The organism is Actinoplanes sp. L3-i22 (assembly GCF_019704555.1).
Lineage (GTDB): Bacteria > Actinomycetota > Actinomycetes > Mycobacteriales > Micromonosporaceae > Actinoplanes.
Window position 1 is genome coordinate 11657690 of the sequence record NZ_AP024745.1, and the last position, 19912, is coordinate 11677601.

Annotated in this window: 17 protein-coding genes and 1 tRNA gene; 9 read left to right on the forward strand and 9 right to left on the reverse strand. The window is 70.8% G+C overall.

Annotated features, from left to right (window positions below):
• Nucleotides 1-6 precede the first annotated feature (6 nt).
• The 4 genes from L3i22_RS51740 to L3i22_RS51755 all read right to left on the reverse strand — a co-directional run bounded on the left by L3i22_RS51740 (nucleotide 7) and on the right by L3i22_RS51755 (nucleotide 5109).
• Nucleotides 7-3606, reverse strand: a complete 3600-nt coding sequence (locus L3i22_RS51740; protein ID WP_221324702.1) for an adenylate/guanylate cyclase domain-containing protein — start codon at nucleotides 3604-3606, stop codon at nucleotides 7-9.
• Nucleotides 3603-4376 (reverse strand): MBL fold metallo-hydrolase, encoded by a 774-nt coding sequence (locus L3i22_RS51745; protein ID WP_221324703.1) that lies wholly within the window; start codon nucleotides 4374-4376, stop codon nucleotides 3603-3605. The genes L3i22_RS51740 and L3i22_RS51745 overlap by 4 nt, the downstream gene beginning before the upstream one ends.
• Nucleotides 4377-4471: 95 nt before the next feature.
• Nucleotides 4472-4957, reverse strand: a complete 486-nt coding sequence (locus L3i22_RS51750) for a RidA family protein (protein WP_221324704.1) — start codon at nucleotides 4955-4957, stop codon at nucleotides 4472-4474.
• Nucleotides 4954-5109, reverse strand: coding sequence for a DUF4177 domain-containing protein (locus L3i22_RS51755; protein ID WP_221324705.1), 156 nt, complete (start codon nucleotides 5107-5109; stop codon nucleotides 4954-4956). Before L3i22_RS51755 ends, L3i22_RS51750 begins: the two co-directional genes overlap by 4 nt.
• A 115-nt stretch (nucleotides 5110-5224) precedes the next feature.
• On the opposite strand from L3i22_RS51755, the gene L3i22_RS51760 reads away from it, so the two are divergent.
• From L3i22_RS51760 to L3i22_RS51770, 3 genes are read left to right on the forward strand one after another with little or no spacing between them, the layout of a single operon-like run.
• Entirely contained in the window at nucleotides 5225-5947 is a 723-nt protein-coding gene (locus tag L3i22_RS51760; protein WP_221324706.1) for a hypothetical protein, read from the forward strand.
• A gap of 33 nt (nucleotides 5948-5980) precedes the next feature.
• A complete protein-coding gene (locus L3i22_RS51765) occupies nucleotides 5981-6934 on the forward strand; it encodes an ArsA-related P-loop ATPase (protein WP_221324707.1) in 954 nt (317 codons plus the stop codon).
• A 47-nt stretch (nucleotides 6935-6981) separates the two neighbouring features.
• Nucleotides 6982-8112 (forward strand): ArsA family ATPase, encoded by a 1131-nt coding sequence (locus L3i22_RS51770; protein WP_221324708.1) that lies wholly within the window; start codon nucleotides 6982-6984, stop codon nucleotides 8110-8112.
• Nucleotides 8113-8131: 19 nt separating this feature from the next.
• Here L3i22_RS51770 and L3i22_RS51775 read toward each other — a convergent pair whose 3' ends face one another.
• Nucleotides 8132-8434 carry a WhiB family transcriptional regulator gene (locus L3i22_RS51775; RefSeq protein WP_014695048.1) on the reverse strand — a complete coding sequence of 101 codons (303 nt, stop codon included), beginning with the start codon at nucleotides 8432-8434 and terminating at the stop codon, nucleotides 8132-8134.
• Between the two features lie 333 nt (nucleotides 8435-8767).
• Between L3i22_RS51775 and L3i22_RS51780 the strand changes: the two genes are divergently transcribed.
• On the forward strand, nucleotides 8768-11161 hold the full coding sequence (locus L3i22_RS51780; RefSeq protein ID WP_221330581.1) for a transglycosylase domain-containing protein: 2394 nt from the start codon (nucleotides 8768-8770) through the stop codon (nucleotides 11159-11161).
• A gap of 87 nt (nucleotides 11162-11248) precedes the next feature.
• Here L3i22_RS51780 and L3i22_RS51785 read toward each other — a convergent pair whose 3' ends face one another.
• Complete coding sequence (locus L3i22_RS51785; RefSeq protein WP_221324709.1) at nucleotides 11249-11701, reverse strand: GatB/YqeY domain-containing protein; 453 nt, start codon at nucleotides 11699-11701, stop codon at nucleotides 11249-11251.
• A gap of 25 nt (nucleotides 11702-11726) precedes the next feature.
• On the opposite strand from L3i22_RS51785, the gene L3i22_RS51790 reads away from it, so the two are divergent.
• Together L3i22_RS51790 and L3i22_RS51795 are read left to right on the forward strand one after the other, a co-directional pair.
• Nucleotides 11727-12620 carry a metallophosphoesterase gene (locus tag L3i22_RS51790; RefSeq protein ID WP_221324710.1) on the forward strand — a complete coding sequence of 298 codons (894 nt, stop codon included), beginning with the start codon at nucleotides 11727-11729 and terminating at the stop codon, nucleotides 12618-12620.
• Nucleotides 12621-12694: 74 nt separating this feature from the next.
• Nucleotides 12695-12771 (forward strand) — tRNA-Pro (locus L3i22_RS51795).
• Nucleotides 12772-13010: 239 nt separating this feature from the next.
• Here L3i22_RS51795 and L3i22_RS51800 read toward each other — a convergent pair.
• On the reverse strand, nucleotides 13011-13307 hold the full coding sequence (locus L3i22_RS51800; RefSeq protein WP_221324711.1) for a hypothetical protein: 297 nt from the start codon (nucleotides 13305-13307) through the stop codon (nucleotides 13011-13013).
• A 151-nt stretch (nucleotides 13308-13458) separates the two neighbouring features.
• Between L3i22_RS51800 and pyrE the strand changes: the two genes are divergently transcribed.
• Complete coding sequence (pyrE, locus tag L3i22_RS51805) at nucleotides 13459-13989, forward strand: orotate phosphoribosyltransferase (protein ID WP_221324712.1); 531 nt, start codon at nucleotides 13459-13461, stop codon at nucleotides 13987-13989.
• A gap of 700 nt (nucleotides 13990-14689) precedes the next feature.
• On the opposite strand, the gene L3i22_RS51810 is transcribed toward pyrE, so the two are convergent.
• Together L3i22_RS51810 and L3i22_RS51815 are read right to left on the reverse strand one after the other, a co-directional pair.
• Nucleotides 14690-15745 (reverse strand): aspartate-semialdehyde dehydrogenase, encoded by a 1056-nt coding sequence (locus tag L3i22_RS51810; RefSeq protein WP_221324713.1) that lies wholly within the window; start codon nucleotides 15743-15745, stop codon nucleotides 14690-14692.
• Nucleotides 15746-15753: 8 nt separating this feature from the next.
• Nucleotides 15754-17019, reverse strand: coding sequence for an aspartate kinase (locus L3i22_RS51815; protein WP_221324714.1), 1266 nt, complete (start codon nucleotides 17017-17019; stop codon nucleotides 15754-15756).
• Between the two features lie 158 nt (nucleotides 17020-17177).
• Between L3i22_RS51815 and L3i22_RS51820 the strand changes: the two genes are divergently transcribed.
• Together L3i22_RS51820 and leuA are read left to right on the forward strand one after the other, a co-directional pair.
• Nucleotides 17178-17987, forward strand: a complete 810-nt coding sequence (locus tag L3i22_RS51820) for a hypothetical protein (protein ID WP_221324715.1) — start codon at nucleotides 17178-17180, stop codon at nucleotides 17985-17987.
• A 192-nt stretch (nucleotides 17988-18179) separates the two neighbouring features.
• Nucleotides 18180-19907 carry a 2-isopropylmalate synthase gene (gene leuA, locus L3i22_RS51825; RefSeq protein WP_221324716.1) on the forward strand — a complete coding sequence of 576 codons (1728 nt, stop codon included), beginning with the start codon at nucleotides 18180-18182 and terminating at the stop codon, nucleotides 19905-19907.
• The last annotated feature ends 5 nt before the right edge of the window (nucleotides 19908-19912 follow it).

Below are 19912 nucleotides of genomic sequence, written 5' to 3' on the forward strand. Positions count from 1 at the left end.
GGGAGATCATCCGGGCATGTCAGACGCGTAGGCGACAGTTTCCGCCGGAGGGGGTTCGATCTCGGTCACCGCGAGGGTGTCCCGCAGTTCCTCGGCGGCATTCCGCTCGCTCGCCTGCTCGGTCGAGTAGGCCAACCGGACGGCGTCCTCGGCCGACGCGCGGGCCGCCACGAACCGCTCCGACGCGGCCAGCACCCGGGCCCGGACCATCGCGGCCAGCACCCCGCTGCGGACATCCTCGGCCTGCGCCTCCCGGGCCCGGTCGATCCAGGTCAGCGCCTCGTCGACGCGACCCTCGGCGAGCAGGGCGGACGAGTACGACGCGAGCGCGTGCCGCCGCGAGAACAGCAGCGACGGCGCGGACGTGTCACTCGCGATCGGCGCCAGCAGCCCGATCGCGGTCGCCGCGTCCCCGGCCCGGGACCGCGCCTCGGCGAGCAGCACCCGCGGGCCGACCTGGGCCGGCGCCAGCGCGTTGTGCGGCTCCACCGCGGTCATCACCCGGCGCGCGTCCGCCTCGGCGGTGGTCAGGTCGCCCAGCTGCATCGCGACGAACCCGTGCAGTGTCCCGGCCATCCCGAGCAGCAGCGGGTGCCCGGTCCGGTCGGCGAACCAGAGCGCGTCCCCGAGCAGGTCCAGAGCGTGATCGAACTCACCCAGCCCGCGCGCGATCGCCCCGCGGACCACCATCGCCAGCCCGCAGCCCCAGTCGTCGGAGACCTCCTGGAACTCCCGGTAGGCCCGCCGCGCCTGGCTGTCGGCCGCGCCCAGGTCGCCCAGCTCGGCGGCGGCGTACGCCTCGACGACCCGCAGCGTGCCGACCGCCCAGCCCTCGCCGACCCGGTCACCGAAGGGCAGGAAGATCCGGGCCAGCCGGCGCGCCTCCTGCAACCGGCCGGCCAGCAGCCGGGCGAACGCCGTGGTGCCGCGCAGCCAGGACCGGCCGACCGGGTCGCCGAGCTCGGCGAAGAGCCGGGCAGCCCGGCCCAGCACCGCGTCGGTGCCGGCGAAGTCGCCCCGGGTGGTGGTCACCCAGGCCAGGTTCTGCAGCGCCCAGGCCTGGCCGTGCCGGTCACCGGCGGCCAGCGTCACCTGGTAGGCCGCGGCGAACCGGCTGCTCGCCTGGCTCAGCCGCCCGTTCAGGAAGTCGGCCATGCCGAGCCGGCGCATCGCGTTGGCGCGCTCCGGCAGCAGCTGCGCCTCGGTCGCCACCTCGAGCGCCTCCTGCCAGGCCGCGACGGCCCGGCCGCTGTCGCCGAGCGCCTCGTGCGCGCGCCCGACCACGATCATCGCCTCGGCCCGGCAGACCGGGTCCTCGGCGGCGCTCTTGGTGATCTTCTCGCCGTAGGCCAGCGCCTCGTCGGCCCGGCCCAGCCGCAGCAGCGCCCGGGCCAGCACCAGCTGGTCGGGCAGCGGCAGGTCGCCGCCGGTCAGCACGGTGGCGCGCTCCGCGTACTCGATCGCGGCGGCCGGCTCGATGTTGGCCAGCGCCCGCCGGGCCATCCGGCCCAGCGCGGCCACCGCCAGGGCGACCACCTCGCGGACCGTGGCGTCCGGCCGGAGCCGGACCGCGTCGGCCAGCTCGATCGCGGCCTCCGCGTGGGCGGCCACGAACGCGTCCCGCTCGTTGTCGGTCAGGTTCAGCCGGGTCGCGTCGACGGTGTGCCGGCCGACCGACTCCGGCGCGGCCCAGGTCGCCAGGTAGGCGTGCCGCTCGGCCAGGTCGGCCTTGCCGATGCCGGCGTACGCCCCCTCGCGCATCAGCGGGGTGGTGAACTGGAACCCGCCCCGGCTGCGGTGCAGCATCCGCCGTTGCAGCAGCTCGTCGACGGCCGGCTCGAGATCCTCCCCGGGCGCGCGGCGCTCCTGCAGCGCCTCCAGCACCCCGGTCGGCACGGTCGTCCCGGCCACCGAGGCGTCCCGCAGCACCGCCCGCGGCTCGGCCGGCAGCGCGTCGATACGCGCCGCGAGCACCGCCGCGAGGTCCCGGGAGAGCAGCTGGCTGCCGAGCGAGCCGGCCGCGAGCTGCCACTTGCCGGCTGCGTTGGCCCCCACCGCCGGGGTGAGCGCGCCGCGCTCCATCAGCAGGGTGACCATCTCGGCCAGGTAGAACGGGTTGCCCTGGGCGGTGGCCAGCATCCGGTCGGTGTCCGGCTGCGGCAGCTTCCCGCCGGTCAGGTACGACGTCAGCAGGCGCGACGCGTCCGCCCCGCGCAGCGGTGGCAGGTTGTGCACCTCGGCGTCGGCCACCCGGGTCAGCGCGCCGGTCCGGACCAGCTCCGGCCGGCCCAGCAGGAGCACCACGACCGGACCCTCCAGCAGCGACAACGTGCTGCCCAGCGCGTCGACCGTGGTGGCGGTGGCGTCGTGCAGGTCGTCGACGATCACCATCAGCGGGGTGGTGGTGGCCATCGCGTTCAGCAGGTCGGCGACCGCGATCGAGATCGCCTCGGCGTCGACCCGCTTGGCGCTGCGCGGCCAGTCGGCGGGCGCGGCCGGGCCACCCGGGTTGACCGGGGCCTCGCCGTACCCCAGCAGGACCAGCAGCCGGTCGATGTCCAGCGGCACGCCGAGCCGCTGGGCGACCTTGCGCAGGCGCTCCTCGACGACCGTGCGGCCGACCGAGGAGACCACGTCCTTGGGCAGGCCGGCGGCCTTGCGGACCAGGTCGGCCAGCGGCGCGTAGCGACGGCGCTCACCGAACGCGCGACACCGCACCCGCAGCACCCGGGCGCCGTGCCCGGCATAGGGCCCGGTGCCGACCTCGTAGCCGGCCGCGAGCCGTTTCACCTCGCCGGCGAAGCGGGACTTGCCGATCCCGGCCTCGGCGGTCATCACCAGGACCCGGGGCGTGCCCGAGTCGATCGCCTCGGCGAGCCGGCCGGAGACCCGGCCCAGCTCGGTCTCCCGGCCCACGAACGGCGCCTCGTCGCCCAGCCCGGAGCGGGTGCCCGGGGCGTCGTGCAGGCCGAGCAGCTCGAACGTCGGCACCGGCTCGCGCTTGCCCTTGAGCCGCAGCGGCCGCAGCTGCCGCCAGGAGGCGACGTGCCGGGTCCCGTTGCTGGTGCGCTCGCCGGCGTAGACCGCGCCGACCGCGGCGGCGTCGGCCAGCCGGGCGGCGGTGTTCACGGTGTCGCCGATGACGGTGTATTCGATGCCGGCCTGCATGCCGGCGACCACCTCACCGGTGTTCAGCCCGACCCGCAGGCCGAGCGGGGCGCCACCGCCGCGCTCGTCGTCCAGCACCCGGCGGACCGCGCGCTGCATGCTCAGCGCGGCCCGGACCGCCCGCTCGGCGTCGTCCTCGTGTGCGACCGGGGCGCCGAAGACCGCCATGATCCCGTCGCCGGTCAGCTTGTCCACGTGGCCGCCGAACGTCTTCACCGCGCCGGCCAGCGCGGCGAGCACCCGGTCGGTGACCGCGCCGACGCGTTCCGGGTCGAGGTCCTCGGACCAGGAGGTGAAGTCGGAGAGGTCGCCGAAGAGCACGGTGACGATGCGGCGCTCGGCGGCCGGCAGCAGCGCGGTCGTCGGCAGCGCCGAACCGCAGTGATGGCAGAAACGCGCACCGGGGACCGCGACGGTGCCACACACAGGGCAGGTCACAGCCGGTCCAAACCGTCGGCCCTCGCCGCTGATTCCCGGATCAGGTGATCGATCTGCGCGGCCGCCGACCACTCGGCTGCGAACCGCACCCGTGGGTCGATGTCCGGGTACACCACGTCGACCACCGCTTCCGGGGTCCGCGCGCCGGCCGCCATCGCGGCCCTGACCTGGGCAAGGCGTTCCGTCCGGTGCTTCAGGTACTCCTCGGCCAGGGCCGCGGTGTCGGCGCGGGCCGGTCCGTGGCCGGGCAACATAATTACTTTTTCGTACGCCCGGAGCAGCTCGAGACTCGCCAGATAGTCGCTCAGGTTCCCGTCGGGTGCGGCCACCACCGTGGTGCCGCGGCCCAGGATCGTGTCGCCGGTGAACATCACCCGCTCGCCCTCACACTCGACGAGGAAGCACACCGAATCACCGGTGTGTCCCGGAGTGTTCAGGACCTGTATTTCCAGACCGTTCCCACCGGGGCTCTCGCGTGGGTCGAAAGACTCACCGAGGATCTCGACGAGCCGCGGGACGCCCTCGACATGATCATGGTGACCATGCGTGACCAAGATCGACTGATAGGGCCCCGACTCGGCGATCCGCCGCAGGTGCCCCTCGTCGAGCGGACCGGGATCGATCACCGTGGCGAACTCCGCCCCGGGCGCGCGCAGGATCCAGGTGTTCGTGCCGTCCAGCGTCATCGGGCCCGGGTTGGGAGCACGCAGCAGCGACACCCAACCCGGCAGCCGGTCGACCTCGGCCGACGTGGGCTCAGCACCCCCCATGCCGAGAATCGTACGTCGCGATCCCGGTGTGAGCGGAGACACGATGTCCGTTCCGGTCACCATGGGTGAGCAAACCCGGCCGAACCCGCACAAGATCACGCCACTTCGGCGATGACCTCTACTTCCACCGGCGCGCCCAGCGGCAGCTCGGCCACGCCGACCGCGCTGCGGGCGTGCCGCCCCTGCTCCCCGAAAACCTCGCCGAACAGGTTCGACGCGCCGTTGATCACGGCCGGCTGACCGGTGAAGCCCGGGGCCGAGGCCACGAACCCGGTCACCTTGACGATCTTGACGAGCCGGCCCAGGCCGACCAGCGACTCGATCGCGGCCAGCGCGTTCAGCGCGCAGACCTTGGCCAGCTCGGCGGCCTCCTCGGCGGTCACCTCGGCGCCGACCTTGCCGGTCTGCGACAGCTTGCCCTCGACCATCGGCAGCTGGCCGGAGACGTAGACGTAGTTGCCGGACTGGACGGCCGGCACGTACGACGCCAGCGGCGGGACCACGGTCGGCAGGGTCAGGCCCAGCTCGGCCAGCCTCGCGTAGGCGTCCACGCCACCCTCGCCGGCCACCGGCGTCGTCATGCCTTGGCCCGCTTCATGTAGGCGATCAAATTGTCCGGGTTGGGACCCGGCACGACCTGGACCAGCTCCCAGCCGTCCTCGCCCCAGTTGTCGAGAATCTGCTTGGTCGCGTGTACCAGCAGGGGCACGGTCACGTACTCCCACTTCTGCATGCTCGGACACTCCTTAGTCGGGTATCGGCACAGCTTAGGGCCCGATGTTCCCGCCGGTTGGCTAGGCTGAGCGGGAAAACGCACGGAAAGCACGTAAGTGATCGCGGAGGGTTACGTGACGCAGGCCGAGCCCGAGCCCGAGCCGTCCCATCACGCCCGGCACGCCCTTCCCGACGCGACCATGGAGCACCCGGCCGTCGAGCCCTGGCACCAGCCGCCCCCGCAGGGCCCCTGGCACGCCCGGCACGAGAAGCCCGGCGAGTGGCAGCACCCGCCGCCCGAGCACCTGGCCTGGGAGCACTCCCCGCCGGCCGAGGTCCAGCCGCCCGAGCCGGAGCCGATCTGGGTGAGCCTGACCGGCTCGGGCCCGCACGCGCCGGCGCCGGACACCGCCACCGAGCGGCGCTCCTCGTTCTTCATCTCCGCCGCCCTGGTGGCCACGCTCGCGCTCTGCGGGGGCGGGGGCGTCTCGGCGTACCTGCTGTTCCGCGACACCGACAACCCCGGCTCGCCGGACCCGACCACCGCGGTCAACCGGTTCCTCACCGCGGTCTACACCCAGCAGGACCCGGCCGCCGCGCAGGACCTGGTCTGCCGCAAGGCCCGGGACGAGACCAAGCTGGCCGACCAGGTGCGGCAGATCCGCGACTACGCCGACGGCTACGAGGGCGCCAGCTTCCGCTGGGACGAGCCCGCGGTGAGCAACAACACCACCAACCAGGCCGAGGTCGGCGTACGCGTGGTGATGTCGACCGAGGACGAGCGAACCGCCGCTCAGGACCTGGAATTCACCGTCGTCCGCAAGAGCGGGTGGCTGGTCTGCGAAGTCTCCGGCTGAGCCACCTTTCCCGAACGCCGTAACGTGGACGACATGGGCGAGCATCACGGCAACTGGCCGGAACGACTGCACATCGTCACCGGCAAGGGCGGCACCGGCAAGACCAGCGTCGCCGCCGCGCTGGCCCTGGGTCTGGCCGCCGGCGGCCGCCGCACGCTGCTGGTCGAGGTCGAGGGCCGGCAGGGCATCGCCCAGCTGTTCGGGCTCGACCCGTTGCCGTACGCGGAGCGCCGGATCGCCACCACCACCGGCGGCGGCGAGGTCCGCGCCCTGCCGGTCGACCCCGAGGAAGCCCTCCTCGAATACCTCGACATGTTCTACAAGCTCGGCGCGGCCGGCCGGGCGCTGCGCAAGGTCGGCGCCATCGACTTCGCCACCACGATCGCCCCGGGCCTGCGGGACGTGCTGCTGACCGGCAAGGTCAAGGAGGCCACCACCCGGTCCTCGGACGGCCGCCGGGTCTACGACGCGGTGGTGCTCGACGCCCCGCCCACCGGCCGGATCGGCCGCTTCCTGAACGTGACCGCGGAGACCGCCCGGCTGGCCAAGATGGGCCCGATCAAGACCCAGAGCGACGGCGTCTCCTCCCTGCTGCGCTCGCCGATCACCGCCGTGCACATCGTCACGCTGCTGGAGGAGATGCCGGTGCAGGAGACCCTGGACGCGGCCGAGGAGCTGACCGGCCTGGGTATCCGGGTCGGGCGGATCATCCTGAACGGCGCCCGGCCACCGCTGCTGGCCGGCGGGAAGGTGACCAAGGCGGAGCTCAAGCGCGGCCTGGCCGCCGCCGGGCTGCCGACCGCCCCGGCCACGGTCAACCAGCTGGCCGCCGAGGCGCAGGCCCACCTGACCCGGCGGGAGCTGGAGGAATCGCTCCGGGTCGAGCTGGCCGAGCGCCGCCGCCCGATGGTCGAGCTGCCGCAACTCCCCGACGGAGTGGATCGGGCGGGGCTGGATGTCCTCGCCGACCGCCTGATGAGCGTTTGATCACCTCGCGTCCGATCAAGACGCATTACTCTGGAGTAGTGGTTGACGTGACCGCTCCCCGACTCGACGTCGACGGCCTGCTCGCCGATCCGGGCATCCGGATCGTGGTCTGCTGCGGTTCCGGTGGGGTCGGCAAGACCACCACCGCCGCCGCACTCGGGCTGCGGGCCGCCGAGGTGCACGGCCGGCGCACGGTGGTGTTGACCATCGACCCGGCCCGCCGGCTGGCCCAGTCCATGGGCCTGACCGAGCTGGACAACACCCCTCGCCAGGTCAAGGGCATCGACGCCGGCGCCTCCGGCGGTGAGCTGCACGCCATGATGCTGGACATGAAGCGCACCTTCGACGAGGTGGTGGAGCAGCACACCCGGCCGGACCGCGCCGCGGAGATCTTCGCGAACCCGTTCTACCAGGCCATGAGCTCGACCTTCGCCGGCACGCAGGAGTACATGGCGATGGAGAAGCTGGGCCAGCTGCGGGCCGGCGACGAGTGGGACCTGATCATCGTGGACACCCCGCCGTCGCGTTCCGCGCTGGACTTCCTGGACGCGCCGGCCCGGCTCTCCCGGTTCCTCGACGGCCGGATGCTGCGGATGCTGGTGGCTCCCGCACGCAGCGGCGGGCGGAGTGTGTTCAGCCTGGTCACCGCGTCGTTCGGGCTGTTCTCCCGGGCGGTGCAGAAGATTCTGGGCGCGCAGCTGCTGACCGACCTGTCGGGCTTCGTCGCCGCGCTGGACTCGATGTTCGGCGGCTTCCGGCAGCGCGCCGACCAGACGTACCGGATCCTGCAGGACCCGCAGACCTCGTTCCTGCTGGTCGCCGCCCCGGAACGGGACGCGATCCGGGAGGCGGCCTACTTCGCCGAGCGGCTGGTCGCGGAGCGGATGCCGCTCAGCGGTCTGGTGCTGAACCGGATGCACGAGACCGAGCCGGCCGGCGTGCCGGCGGCGGAGAGCGAGGCCGCGGCGGAGCGCCTGGCCGCCGCGGGCGACCAGGCGGTCACCGCGGACGTGCTGCGGATCCACGCCGCGCTGCTGCGCCAGTCCGAGCGGGAGATCCGGGTCGCGGCCGCCTTCACCGAGGCGTTCCCGGAGGTGCCGACGACCTCGGTCGCAGCACAGCCCGCCGACGTCCATGACGTCGACGGGCTGCGAACGATCGGCGCGTTGCTCGCCTAGGCAAGCGCTGCTCGCCTGATCAGCGGGTGGAGACCAGCACCTTGTCGGCGCCTTTCTCCTTCAGAGCGGCCTCGAACATCTTCCGCCAGCTCGCCACGTGCGGGTGGCGGCGCAGCAGGGCCCGCCGCTCCCGTTCCGTCATGCCTCCCCAGACGCCGAACTCGATCCGGTTGTCCAGGGCGTCGGCGAGGCATTCGTAGCGCACCGGGCAGCTGCGGCAGATCCTCTTCGCCACGTTCTGCTCGGCGCCCTGCACGAACAGCGCGTCAGGGTCGCCACTCTGACATGCCGCCATGCTGGGCCAGTCGCTGATCATCCCCATTGGTAAACGTCCCCCCTTGCTTTCACCCCCGAACGTCCAGCGCGGCTGCCCATGTCCCCCAAGGCCGCGCAGACGTCATGCGAGATGTCTCGCCGGACCATCATGCTCTGTAGTTGGGTGATTACGCAACGTTGTCCCTCAAATACGTATAGCCCGGTAGTTCCGGGCAAAGCGACCGCAGCGCAAGGGCCGGTCGGGGGTATCTTTGGTGCAGATGGGGGAAATCGACCCGCCGAAGCGGGTGACAGGTCACACTCATAACGGGCGAAGGCCACCCTCTCGACGGGCGGTCGCGTGCACTGTTCGCGTATCCTGCCTCGGGTGACCTCCTGGATGCGCAGACGCGATCACAACATCTTCACCAACGCGACATCGCTGCTGGTCTGTGGCCTGCTGGCGGGTGTGGTGGTGGCTGCGGCCGCCTTCCCTGCCGCCGCGATGTCCGGCCTCGCGGCGAAAGCTGGTGGGACGGGGTTCGCGAGTCTGCCCAGTGAGCTCAAGGACTTCAGCTCCCCGCAGATCACCCGGGTCTATGCCTCGGACGGTCGCACGCTGCTGACCACCTTCTTCGACGAGTTCCGCAGCGACGTTCCGCTGAAGGACATCTCGAAGAACGTGCAGACCGCGATCATCGCGGCCGAGGACCGGAAGTTCTACGAGCACAACGGCGTCGACCTCAAGGGTGTCGCCCGCGCGTTCGTGAGCAACAACCAGGGCGGCGCCCAGCAGGGCGCCTCGACCCTGACCATGCAGTACGTGCGGATGTCGCTGGCCTATTCGGCCACCAACCCGCAGGAGGTGGTCGACGCGACGAAGGACACCCCGAAGCGCAAGATCACCGAGATGAAGTACGCGCTGCAGGTCGAGAAGCAGCTCTCCAAGGAGCAGATCCTGGAGCGCTACCTGAACATCGCGCCCTTCGGCAACCAGGCCTACGGCATCTACGCCGCGAGCCAGGTCTACTTCAACAAGAAGCCGAAGGACCTGGACGTCGCCGAGGCCGCGATGCTGGCCGGCATGGTGAAGGCCCCGTCCAGCTTCAACCCGACGGTGAAGTCCGGGCACGACCAGATCCAGGCCCGCCGCGACAACTACATCATCCCGGGGATGGTGGAGATGGGCGCGATCACGCAGGCGGACGCGGACAAGGCCAAGAAGGAGAAGATCCCGACCAAGGTCAAGTCGGTCGGGAACGGCTGTGTCTCGGTCACCAAGAACAGCTGGGGCTTCTTCTGTGACTACTTCTACCGCTGGTGGATGAGCCAGGAGGCGTTCGGCGCCACGTCGTACGACCGGGAGCGGCGGCTCAAGAGCGGCGGCTACAAGGTGGTCACCTCGATCGACCTGAAGGGCACCGAGTCGGCCCGCGCCGAGATCGCCGACCGCCAGTCCGACAGCAGCCAGAACGCTCTGCTGCTGGCCGGCGTCGAGCCCGGCACCGGCAAGGTCCGGCTGCTCGCCACGAACCGTAAGTACGCGCTGGACGACTCGGCACACCCGACGAACAAGCTCTCGCCGGACCCGGCCAAGAAGAAGAAAAAGATCCGCGGCTCGTTCCCGAAGACCACGAACCCGCTGATCACCGGTGGTGGCGACATCACCGGTTACCAGGCCGGCTCGGTGTTCAAGATGTTCACCATGGTGACCGCCCTGGAGAAGGGCATCCCGCTCAACTACCCGATCAACGCGCCGGCGGTCTTCCACTCGAAGTACAAGACCTCCCCGACCGACAGCTCGGCCTGCCCGGGCTCGGACGACTGGTGCCCGCGCAACGCCAGCGCCAAGGAGGCCGGCGTCTTCAACATGTGGACCGGCTTCGGCGCCTCGGTGAACACGTTCTTCGTGCCGCTGGAGCAGAAGGTCGGCGCGGACAACGTGGTCGCCACGGCCAAGCGGTTCGGCATCCAGTTCCGCACGAGCACGGACATCCTCCAGGCCAAGAACGCGGCCGGCTGGGGCTCGTTCACCCTCGGCGTCATGAACTCCACACCGCTGGAGATGGCCAACGCCTACGCGACGCTCGCCGGTGACGGCAAGTACTGCGAGCCCACCCCGATCGAGCAGATCACCACCCAGGACGGCGAGAAGATCGACGTCGGCAAGCCGCACTGCATCCAGGCCACCACCAAGGACGTCGCCCGTGCGGCGCTGGACGCGGCCCGCTGCCCGGTCGGCGACTCGTCGCAGCTCGGTAGCTGTGGCGGCCACTCCACCGCCGGCAACACCCACGGCATCGTCGACCACCCGGTCTTCGGCAAGACCGGAACCACCGACGACAGCAAGACCGCGTCGCTGATCATCGGCACGACGTCCCTGGTGGTCGCCGGTTACATGGCCAACCCGGACTGGCAGAACCACCACGACCAGATGTCGCACCCGATCATCAACGCGGCGGTGCAGTACACGCTCAAGGACTACATGAAGGGCAAGCCGAAGGTTCAGTTCAAGACGCCGGGCAACGACAAGATCTCGACCGGCGACCTGCGCAGCATCCCGGACGTGACCTGCGACTCGATGAGTTCGGCCAAGGACAAGATCAGCGGCGCCGGCTTCGACCCGGTGACCGGCCCGACGGTCGACTCGGACTGCCCGGCCGGCACCGCCGCGGGCACCTCGGAGGACCGCACGATCAAGGGCGGCGCGGTGACCATCGAGGTCAGCAACGGCAAGAAGAACCAGCAGCAGAACCCGCAGCCGGGCACCACCACCAAACCCGGCAGACGGTAGGACCACGAGAAACGGGCGGGAGACGCGATCTCCCGCCCGTTTTTCGTTGCCTGGCCAAAGCTCGGGGAAAGCCCCTGAGACGCGGCGTCAGGCGAGCCGGCGGCGCACCTCGGCAGCCACCCGGCCGCCCTCCGCACGCCCCGCCACGGCCGCCTGAGCGGCCTTCATCGCCGGGCCCATCTGCGCCTTGCCGGTGAAGCCACCGGCCGCCAGCGCCCCGCCCACGATCTCGGCGATCTCCGCGTCGGTCAGCTGCTTCGGCAGGTACCGGTCGAGGACCTCGCCCTCGGCCGTCTCCTTGGCCGCCTGGTCGACCCGGCCCGCGCCGGCGAACGCGGTGGCCGCCTCGCGACGCTTCTTCGCCTCCCTGGTCAGCACCGCCAGCACCTCGTCGTCGGAGAGCTCCCGGGCCTCGTCGCCGGCGACCTCGGCGGTCCGCACCGCGGACAGGGCCATCCGCAGCGTCGAGGTGATCAGTTCGTCCCGGGACTTCATCGCGGCGTGCAGGTCATCGTTCAGGCGGTCTTTCAGCGTTCCCATGGACGGAGAAACTACCCTTGCCGTCATGCGTAAGCGCTCCCTTATTACCACCGCCGCCGCGCTGGCCGCCGTCGGCGGCGCGACGTTCGCCTATGCCTCCCTCGTCGAGCGGAACATGTTCACGCTCCGGCGCTTCGACGTGCCGGTCCTCGAGCCGGACGCGGAGCCGCTGCGCATCCTGCATCTGTCCGATCTGCACATGATGCCGGACCAGCGGCGCAAGCAGGAGTGGGTGGCCGGGCTGATCGGCACCGACCCGGACCTGGTCGTGGTCACCGGCGACAACATGGCCTCGCCGTACGCGGTGCCCGGCGTCCTGCGCGCCCTGGAACCCCTGCTCGACGTCCCCGGCGTGTTCGTCTTCGGCAGCAACGACTACCGCGGCCCGGTCTTCAAGAACCCCCTGCAGTACCTGCTCCCCGACCGGGAGTACGTGCAGGGCGTCGAGCTGCCCGCCGAGGACCTGCGCGCCGCGTTCACCGACGCCGGCTGGGCCGACCTGAACAACGCCCGCATCGTCCTGAAGGCCGGCGGCCGCTCGATCGAGCTGGCCGGTGTGGACGATCCGCACGTCGAGCGGGACGACTACCCCGCGGTGGCCGGCCCGATCAGCGCCGGCGCCGACCTGCACCTCGGGGTCACCCACACGCCGGCCTCCCGGGTGCTGGACCCGATGGCGGCGGACGGCTTCGAGCTGCTGCTGGCCGGGCACACGCACGGCGGCCAGGTGTGCGTGCCCGGCTACGGCGCCCTGACCACCAACTGCGACCTGCCCACCCGGATGGCGAAGGGCCTGCACCGCTGGCCCGGCTCGGACGCGTGGCTGCACGTCTCGGCCGGATTGGGCACACACCCGACCGCACCGATCCGCTTCGCCTGCCGCCCGGAGGCCTCGATCCTCACCCTGATCCCGCGCTGACCTGCACAAACAGCGTTTAGGGGTCCCGGATTTCGGGGGTGCTCCGGAGTCCGCTAGTATTCTTTCTGCAGCACCGGGGTGTGGCGCAGTTTGGTAGCGCGCTACGTTCGGGACGTAGAGGCCGTGGGTTCAAATCCCGCCACCCCGACCAGCTTGCAGACAGGCCCGGCTTCCGGAAACGGAGGTCGGGCCTGACTTCTTTCCAGGGCGCTGCCGCTCCGGCGATCCCCGGGCTTCCGGGGCGCTGCCACCCGGGCGATCCGCAGGCTTCCGGGGCGCTGCCACCCGGGCGATCCGCAGGCTTCCGGGGCACTGTCGCCCAGGTGATCCCGCGCACGACAAAACGCCCCGCGCTTCTCTAACGCGAGGCTGCGACCTGCTCCGGACGGGTCAGACCGCGAACCCCGGCCGCACCGGCACCCCGGCCACCGCCGGCCCGACCGGTCGCGGCGCCATCTGCTGCGGCACCGCGTACGGCCCGAGCATGGTCTCCACCACCGGCGCGATCGTCTGCCGCTCGCCGAGCTGCATGAGCCGCGTGGCCCGGGCCAGCGAGCCGGTCTCGCCGTCCCGAAAGCCCTCCCGGTAGCCGCGCTCGTAACGCTCGCCACGTCCGAAGGCCCGGCCGACCGCGAAGCAGGACGATCCGGCGAAGGCGAGCAGGAAGAGGATGGCGAAGGGTGTCACAGCAATGTTCCTTCCGGGCACAAGCCGCTAATTAGGCGAAAACTACCCCAAACAGACATAGAATGCCGTATTGCGGAGATCAAGTACGCCAACGAGTGACGACCGGGGTGGTCGCGCGTCGCCGTACCCTCGCCTGACAAGCTCAGACCTTGTGACTGACTCCATCGACCTCGCCCGCCAGGTGCGTTCCGTGAGCCGCCTGACCGGCGAATTCACGCTGCGTTCCGGCCGCATCGCCAACGAATACTTCGACAAGTACCAGTTCGAGGCCGACCCGGTGCTGCTCGACCGGCTCGCCGAGCGGCTCGCCGTGCTGATCCCGGACGGCACCGAGGTGCTCGCCGGCCTGGAGATGGGCGGCATCGCGGTGGTCACCGCGCTCGCCCGGCACGCCCAGCTGCCGACCGCCTTCGTCCGCAAGGAGGCGAAGAAGTACGGCACCGCCCGGCTCGTCGAGGGCGCCGAGATCGCCGGCCGCCGCGTGCTGGTCGTCGAGGACGTGGTGACCTCCGGCGGCCAGGTCGTCATCTCCACCGGCGAGCTACGCAAACTCGGCGCGCACGTGGACCACGCGCTCTGCGTGATCGACCGGCAGGAGGGCGGCTCCCAGGCCCTGGCCGCCGACGGCATCACCCTCCGCGCCCTGCTCACCCGCGCCGACCTGGACGCCGCCGCGTCCTGACCGCCCCTGGCTCGATATGGCGCGTCCCGGGCGCGTCCTGACCTGCTCTGGCTCAATGTGGCGCGTCCCGGGCGCATCATGACCTGCCCTGGCTCGATGTGGCGCGTCCCGGCGCGTCACATCGAACCCAGGATCAACTTCAAGACCTTTCTTGCCTCGGCTGCGGCCAATAACTGATCGTCGCTCCCGCGGGGACCCTTCCGGGCCTCGCAGGGCGCTGGCGCGCCCAGAACGCGAGCCCCTACAGGGCGACGTCCGAGGGTGGGCACGGTCTAAAAGGTCCGCAAACCTGCAGCCCACTCCCACCCCGGCCGCCGCGCCCCACGGTCGCCGGCCGGCACTCACGGCTCGCTCTGACGCCGCACACGACCGCAAGCGCCGGCCAAGGACCGCAACCACCAAGCAAACTCAACCGCCGCGCAGACCCAGCCCGCCACAAGCCCAACCCGCCGCGTGAACCCAACCGCCACGCGACTCAACCGCGCGCAGACCCAACCCGCCGCGCGGACTCAGCCGGCAACGCGGCTCGCGGTCAGTGGACCCTGTTGAGCGGGGCTGGCGGCGCGTTGTCATGTTGATGTGTTGACTCGACTGTTGACTGCACTTGACGGCTGTCTCAAATCAACATGTTGAGTGCGTCAAGTCGAGTCAACATGTCAACATGACCGGCTCCCGGGGGCTGTCTGACGCCGCCGGCGGGTCACTTGCTCAGTTCGGCGGCGAGAAGCTCGGCGGTCTGGACCGTGTTGAGGGCGGCGCCCTTGCGCATGTTGTCGCCGGTCACGAAGAAGTCCAGGGCGCGTGGGTCGTCCATCGCCCGCCGGATCCGGCCGACCCAGGACGGGTCGGTGCCGACCGCGTCGATCGGCATCGGGAACTCGCCGGCCTCCGGGTCGTCGACCAGGATCACGCCGGGCGCGTTGCGCAGCACCTGGCGGGCGCCGTCCGCGGTCACCTCGGCGGCGAAGACCGCGTGCACGGCGACCGAGTGCCCGGTCACCACCGGCACCCGGACGCAGGTCGCGGAGACCTTCAGCGCGCCGATCCCGAGGATCTTGCGGGTCTCGTTGCGGAGCTTGAGCTCCTCGGCGGACCAGCCGAGCGGCCCCAGATCGCCGGCCCACGGCACCACGTTCAGCGCCAGCGGGGCCGGGAACGGCCCGAGGTCGTCGCCGACCGCCTGCCGTACGTTCCCCGGCCGCGACCCGAGCAGCCGGTCACCGGCCACCTTGGTCAGCTGGTCGTGCAGCGTGTCCACGCCGATCTGGCCGACCCCGGAGGCGGACTGGTAGGTCGCCAGCACCAGCTCGCGCAGGCCGTACTCGTAGTGCAGCGGGGCCACCGCCATGATCATCGCGGCGACCGTGCAGTTCGCGCTGGAGACGATGCCGCGCGGGCGGTACCCGAGCATGTCGCGGTTGATCTCGGGCACGACGAGCGGCACGTCCGGTTCCATCCGGAACTGGGCGGAGTTGTCGACCACGACGGCGCCCCGGGACACCGCGATCGGCGCCCAGTGCGCGGCCACGTCGTCGGGCACGTCGAACATCGCCACGTCGACGCCGTCGAAGACCTCGGCGGTCAACGCCCGTACCTCAAGGGTCTCGCCTCGGCAGGTCAGTGACTTGCCGGCGGACCGTGCCGAAGCGACCAGCCGAATCTCGCCCCAGACGTCACGCCGGGACGAGAGCAGGTCGAGCATGACGGTCCCGACGGAACCGGTGGCTCCGACGACGGCGAGCGTGGGCCGCGCCATCGTGCGGCTTACCGGCCTGTACCGCCGTAGACGACGGCCTCCTCGGCCCCGCCGAGCTCGAACTGGTCGTGCACGGCGCGGACCGCGGTGTCGAGGTCGGTGTCCCGGCAGACGACCGAGACCCGGATCTCCGACGTGGAGATCATCTCGATGTTCACCCCGGCCTCACCGATGCAGGCGAAGAAGGAGGCGGCGACGCCCGGGTGCGAGCGCATGCCGGCGCCGATCAGCGAGACCTTGCCGACGTGGTCGTCGAAGAGCAGGCTCTTGAACTTGATCTGGCCCTTGATCTTGTCGAGGGCGCTCATCGCGGTCGACCCGTCCGCCTTCGGCAGGGTGAACGAGATGTCGGTGCGGCCGGTGCCCTCGGTCGACACGTTCTGCACGATCATGTCGATGTTGATCTCGGCCTGCGCGACGGTCTCGAAGATCCGCCCGGCCGAACCCGGCTCGTCGGGCACGCCGACGATCGTGATCTTGGCCTCGCTGCGGTCGTGCGCGACCCCGGTGATCAGTGCTTGTTCCACGTCAGGGTCCTCCATCGAGCCGGTGACGAGCGTGCCTTCTTTGTTCGAGTACGAAGATCGTACGTGGATCGGCACCTTGAAGCGCCGCGCGTACTCCACGCATCGCAACATCAGCACCTTCGCACCGCCGGCCGCGAGCTCCAGCATCTCCTCGTAGGTGATCTTCTTGATGTGCTGGGCGTCCGGGACGATCCGGGGGTCGGCGGTGAAGACGCCGTCCACATCCGTGTAGATCTCGCAGACGTCGGCGTGCAGCGCCGCGGCGAGCGCGACCGCGGTGGTGTCCGACCCGCCCCGGCCGAGCGTGGTGATGTCCTTGGTGTCCTGCGACACGCCCTGGAAGCCGGCGACGATGGCGATGGCGCCCTCGTCCAGCGCGGTCCGCAGGCGGCCGGGGGTCACATCGATGATCCGGGCCTTGCCGTGCACCGAGGTGGTCAGCACGCCGGCCTGGGAGCCGGTGTAGGACCGCGCCTCGTAACCCAGGTTGTGGATCGCCATGGCCAGCAGCGCCATCGAGATCCGCTCGCCCGAGGTGAGCAGCATGTCCAGTTCCCGGCCCGGCGGCAGCGGGCTGACCTGGTTGGCCAGGTCCATCAGCTCGTCGGTGGTGTCGCCCATCGCGGAGACGACCACGACGACGTCGTCACCGGACTTGCGGGCGGCCACGATGCGCTCGGCCACGCGCTTGATGCGCTCGGCGTTCGCCACCGACGAGCCACCGTACTTCTGCACCACAAGAGCCACGGCCAACCAATCCTTTCAGGGCAATCGCCACCACCCTAGCCGCGCGAGGTCGCGACCTCGACAGACGATCCCAGAATCCGGCCGTTCCGGCGCGACACGCCGGGCGGCCGGGACCGGCGTGTCGCACGCATCGGGCGGTATGAGGCGAGAATGTCTCGGTGCGCCTTCCCTCCGGATCCGGGCGCGGCCTGTCCGCGCTGACCGTCGCCGTGCTGGCCCTCGGCCTGGCCGGCTGCGGCGGTGACGACCCACCCGACGCCGCCCCGGCGAGCTCGGCCCCCGCCTCGGCGACCGCGACCGCCGGCGGCCCGGACTTCCGGGTCCAGCTGGCCGGCCTGGCCGCGCTCGCGATGGACCGGCACTACGCCGCGCTCTACTCCTTCACCGGCGGTGACGGGGTGGCCCGCAACGTGGTCGCCACGGTCGCCAACGACGGCAGCTGGCGGGTCGACATCGCGAACGGCGCGCTCGGCGGCTCCGCGGACGTGTCGATCGTGCACAACCCGAACGGCGTCTACCAGTGCACGATCTCGATGACCGGGGCGCCGATCACGCCCGGCTGCGTGCACGTGGCGTCGAAGGGGGAGAAGGTGCCGAGCCGGTACGACCCGAAGGTGCAGCGACTGTTCCGGCAGTGGCTGCCGGTCTTCACCGACCGGGACGCGGCGCTCGCGGTCTCCGCGGTGCAGCCGCTGGCCGGCGCGCAGGGCGGCACCTGCTACTCGGTCGACTCGATCACCGCCGGGTTGGACGCGCCGGTCGACGTCGGCGTCTACTGCTACGCGCCGGACGGGCTGCTCACCGCGGCCCGGGTCGGCTTCGGCGTGCTCAAACTGGTCCGCCAGGTCGCCGCCCCGGCCGCCGTGCAGTTCCCCGGGCCGGAGGTCGGTGGCGAGGCGATGGGCATGTCGGACCAGCCGGGTACGCCGTCCGAGCAGGACACCGCCCCCTCCGCGGCGGCCGGCTGACCGGCATGCGGAAATCCCACGATCCGGTCGTACGGTTAGCCGCCCCGATCGGGATCACGTAACGTGGGCTGCGACATGTGGCAGGTGACTCTCCTCCTTCTCTGCCGCGACGGGGCCTCATTCCAGGCCGGCACCCCGTCGCGGTGGTGACGCGCGCCGCCTGCTCGTCTTCTTCCTGACTGGAGCAGTCACATGTCCACGTTCGCCGATAATTCGCAGCGCGCCAGCTCGATGCCGTTCCAGCGGTACGAGTCGTACCAGAAGCAGTTCTCGATCCCCCTGCCCGATCGGCAGTGGCCGAGCCGGGTCGTCGAGAAGGCCCCGCGCTGGTGCGCGGTCGACCTGCGCGACGGCAACCAGGCCCTGATCGACCCGATGTCCCCGGACCGCAAGCGGCGGATGTTCATGCTGCTGGTGAAGATGGGTTACAAGGAGATCGAGGTCGGCTTCCCGGCGGCCAGCCAGACCGACTTCGACTTCGTCCGCCAGCTGATCGAGCAGGACCTGATCCCGGACGACGTCACCATCCAGGTGCTGGTGCAGTGCCGCGAGCACCTGATCGACCGGACCTTCGAGTCGATCCGCGGCGCCAAGCGCGCCATCGTGCACTTCTACAACTCGACCTCGGTGCTGCAGCGGCGGGTGGTCTTCGGCCTGGACAAGGACGGGATCACCGACATCGCGACGACCGGCGCCCGGCTCTGCCAGAAGTACGCGGAGATCCACACCCCGGACACCGAGATCTTCTACGAGTACTCGCCGGAGTCCTACACGGGCACCGAGCTGGAGTACGCGCTGGAGATCTGCTCCGCGGTGATCGACGTGATCGACCCGACCCCGGCCCGGCCGCTGATCATCAACCTGCCGGCCACCGTCGAGATGGCCACCCCGAACGTCTACGCCGACTCGATCGAGTGGATGCACCGGAACCTGCCCCGCCGGGACAGCGTGATCCTGAGCCTGCACCCGCACAACGACCGGGGCACCGCGGTGGCCGCCGCCGAGCTGGGCCTGCTGGCCGGGGCGGACCGGATCGAGGGCTGCCTGTTCGGCAACGGCGAGCGCACCGGCAACGTCGACCTGGTCACCCTGGGGCTGAACGTGTTCTCCCAGGGCATCGACCCGCAGATCGACTTCTCGAACATCGACGAGATCAAGCGCTCGGTGGAGTACTGCAACCAGCTGCCGGTGCACGAGCGGCACCCGTACGCGGGTGACCTGGTCTACACCGCGTTCTCCGGCTCGCACCAGGACGCGATCAAGAAGGGCTTCACCGCCCTGCAGGCCGACGCGGACTCGGCCGGCGTCGAGATCGACTCCTTCACCTGGGGCGTCCCCTACCTGCCGATCGACCCGAAGGACGTCGGCCGCACGTACGAGGCGGTCATCCGGGTCAACTCGCAGTCCGGCAAGGGCGGGGTGGCGTACATCATGAAGGAGGAGCACAAGCTCGACATGCCGCGGCGGCTGCAGATCGAGTTCTCCGGCGTGGTGCAGCACCACACCGACGAGGAGGGCGGCGAGGTCTCCCCGCAGCAGATGTGGGACATCTTCGCCCAGGAATACCTGGTCGAGCACCAGCTGGCCAGCGCGTTCAAGGTCCAGACGTACAGCACGGCCACGGTGGACGGCAAGGTCGAGATCGACGTCGAGGTGATCCACCGCGGCATGCGGCGCCCGCTGGTCGGCGTCGGCAACGGCCCGATCGACGCGTTCACCCAGGCGGTCGAGCCGCTGGGGATCAAGGCCCGGGTGCTGGACTACCAGGAGCACGCGCTCACGTCGGGTGGGGACGCGCAGGCCGCGGCGTACGTCGAGGTCGAGGTCGGGGACCGCGCGTTCTGGGGCGTCGGCATCGACGCCAACATCGTCAGCGCGTCGATCAAGGCTGTCACCAGCGCGATCAACCGCGCTCGCTGAGGTAA

Excerpts from the sequence above, each read along its gene's own strand:
- L3i22_RS51790 (WP_221324710.1), top strand. The coding sequence starts at position 11,727 with ATGCGTAAGCGCTCCCTTATTACCACCGCCGCCGCGCTGGCCGCCGTC.
- L3i22_RS51765 (WP_221324707.1), top strand. The coding sequence starts at position 5,981 with ATGGGCGAGCATCACGGCAACTGGCCGGAACGACTGCACATCGTCACC.
- L3i22_RS51775 (WP_014695048.1), bottom strand. The coding sequence starts at position 8,434 with ATGGGGATGATCAGCGACTGGCCCAGCATGGCGGCATGTCAGAGTGGC.
- L3i22_RS51785 (WP_221324709.1), bottom strand. The coding sequence starts at position 11,701 with ATGGGAACGCTGAAAGACCGCCTGAACGATGACCTGCACGCCGCGATG.
- L3i22_RS51810 (WP_221324713.1), bottom strand. The coding sequence starts at position 15,745 with ATGGCGCGGCCCACGCTCGCCGTCGTCGGAGCCACCGGTTCCGTCGGG.
- L3i22_RS51780 (WP_221330581.1), top strand. The coding sequence starts at position 8,768 with ATGCGCAGACGCGATCACAACATCTTCACCAACGCGACATCGCTGCTG.
- L3i22_RS51755 (WP_221324705.1), bottom strand. The coding sequence starts at position 5,109 with ATGCAGAAGTGGGAGTACGTGACCGTGCCCCTGCTGGTACACGCGACC.
- leuA (WP_221324716.1), top strand. The coding sequence starts at position 18,180 with ATGTCCACGTTCGCCGATAATTCGCAGCGCGCCAGCTCGATGCCGTTC.
- L3i22_RS51745 (WP_221324703.1), bottom strand. The coding sequence starts at position 4,376 with ATGGGGGGTGCTGAGCCCACGTCGGCCGAGGTCGACCGGCTGCCGGGT.
- L3i22_RS51750 (WP_221324704.1), bottom strand. The coding sequence starts at position 4,957 with ATGACGACGCCGGTGGCCGGCGAGGGTGGCGTGGACGCCTACGCGAGG.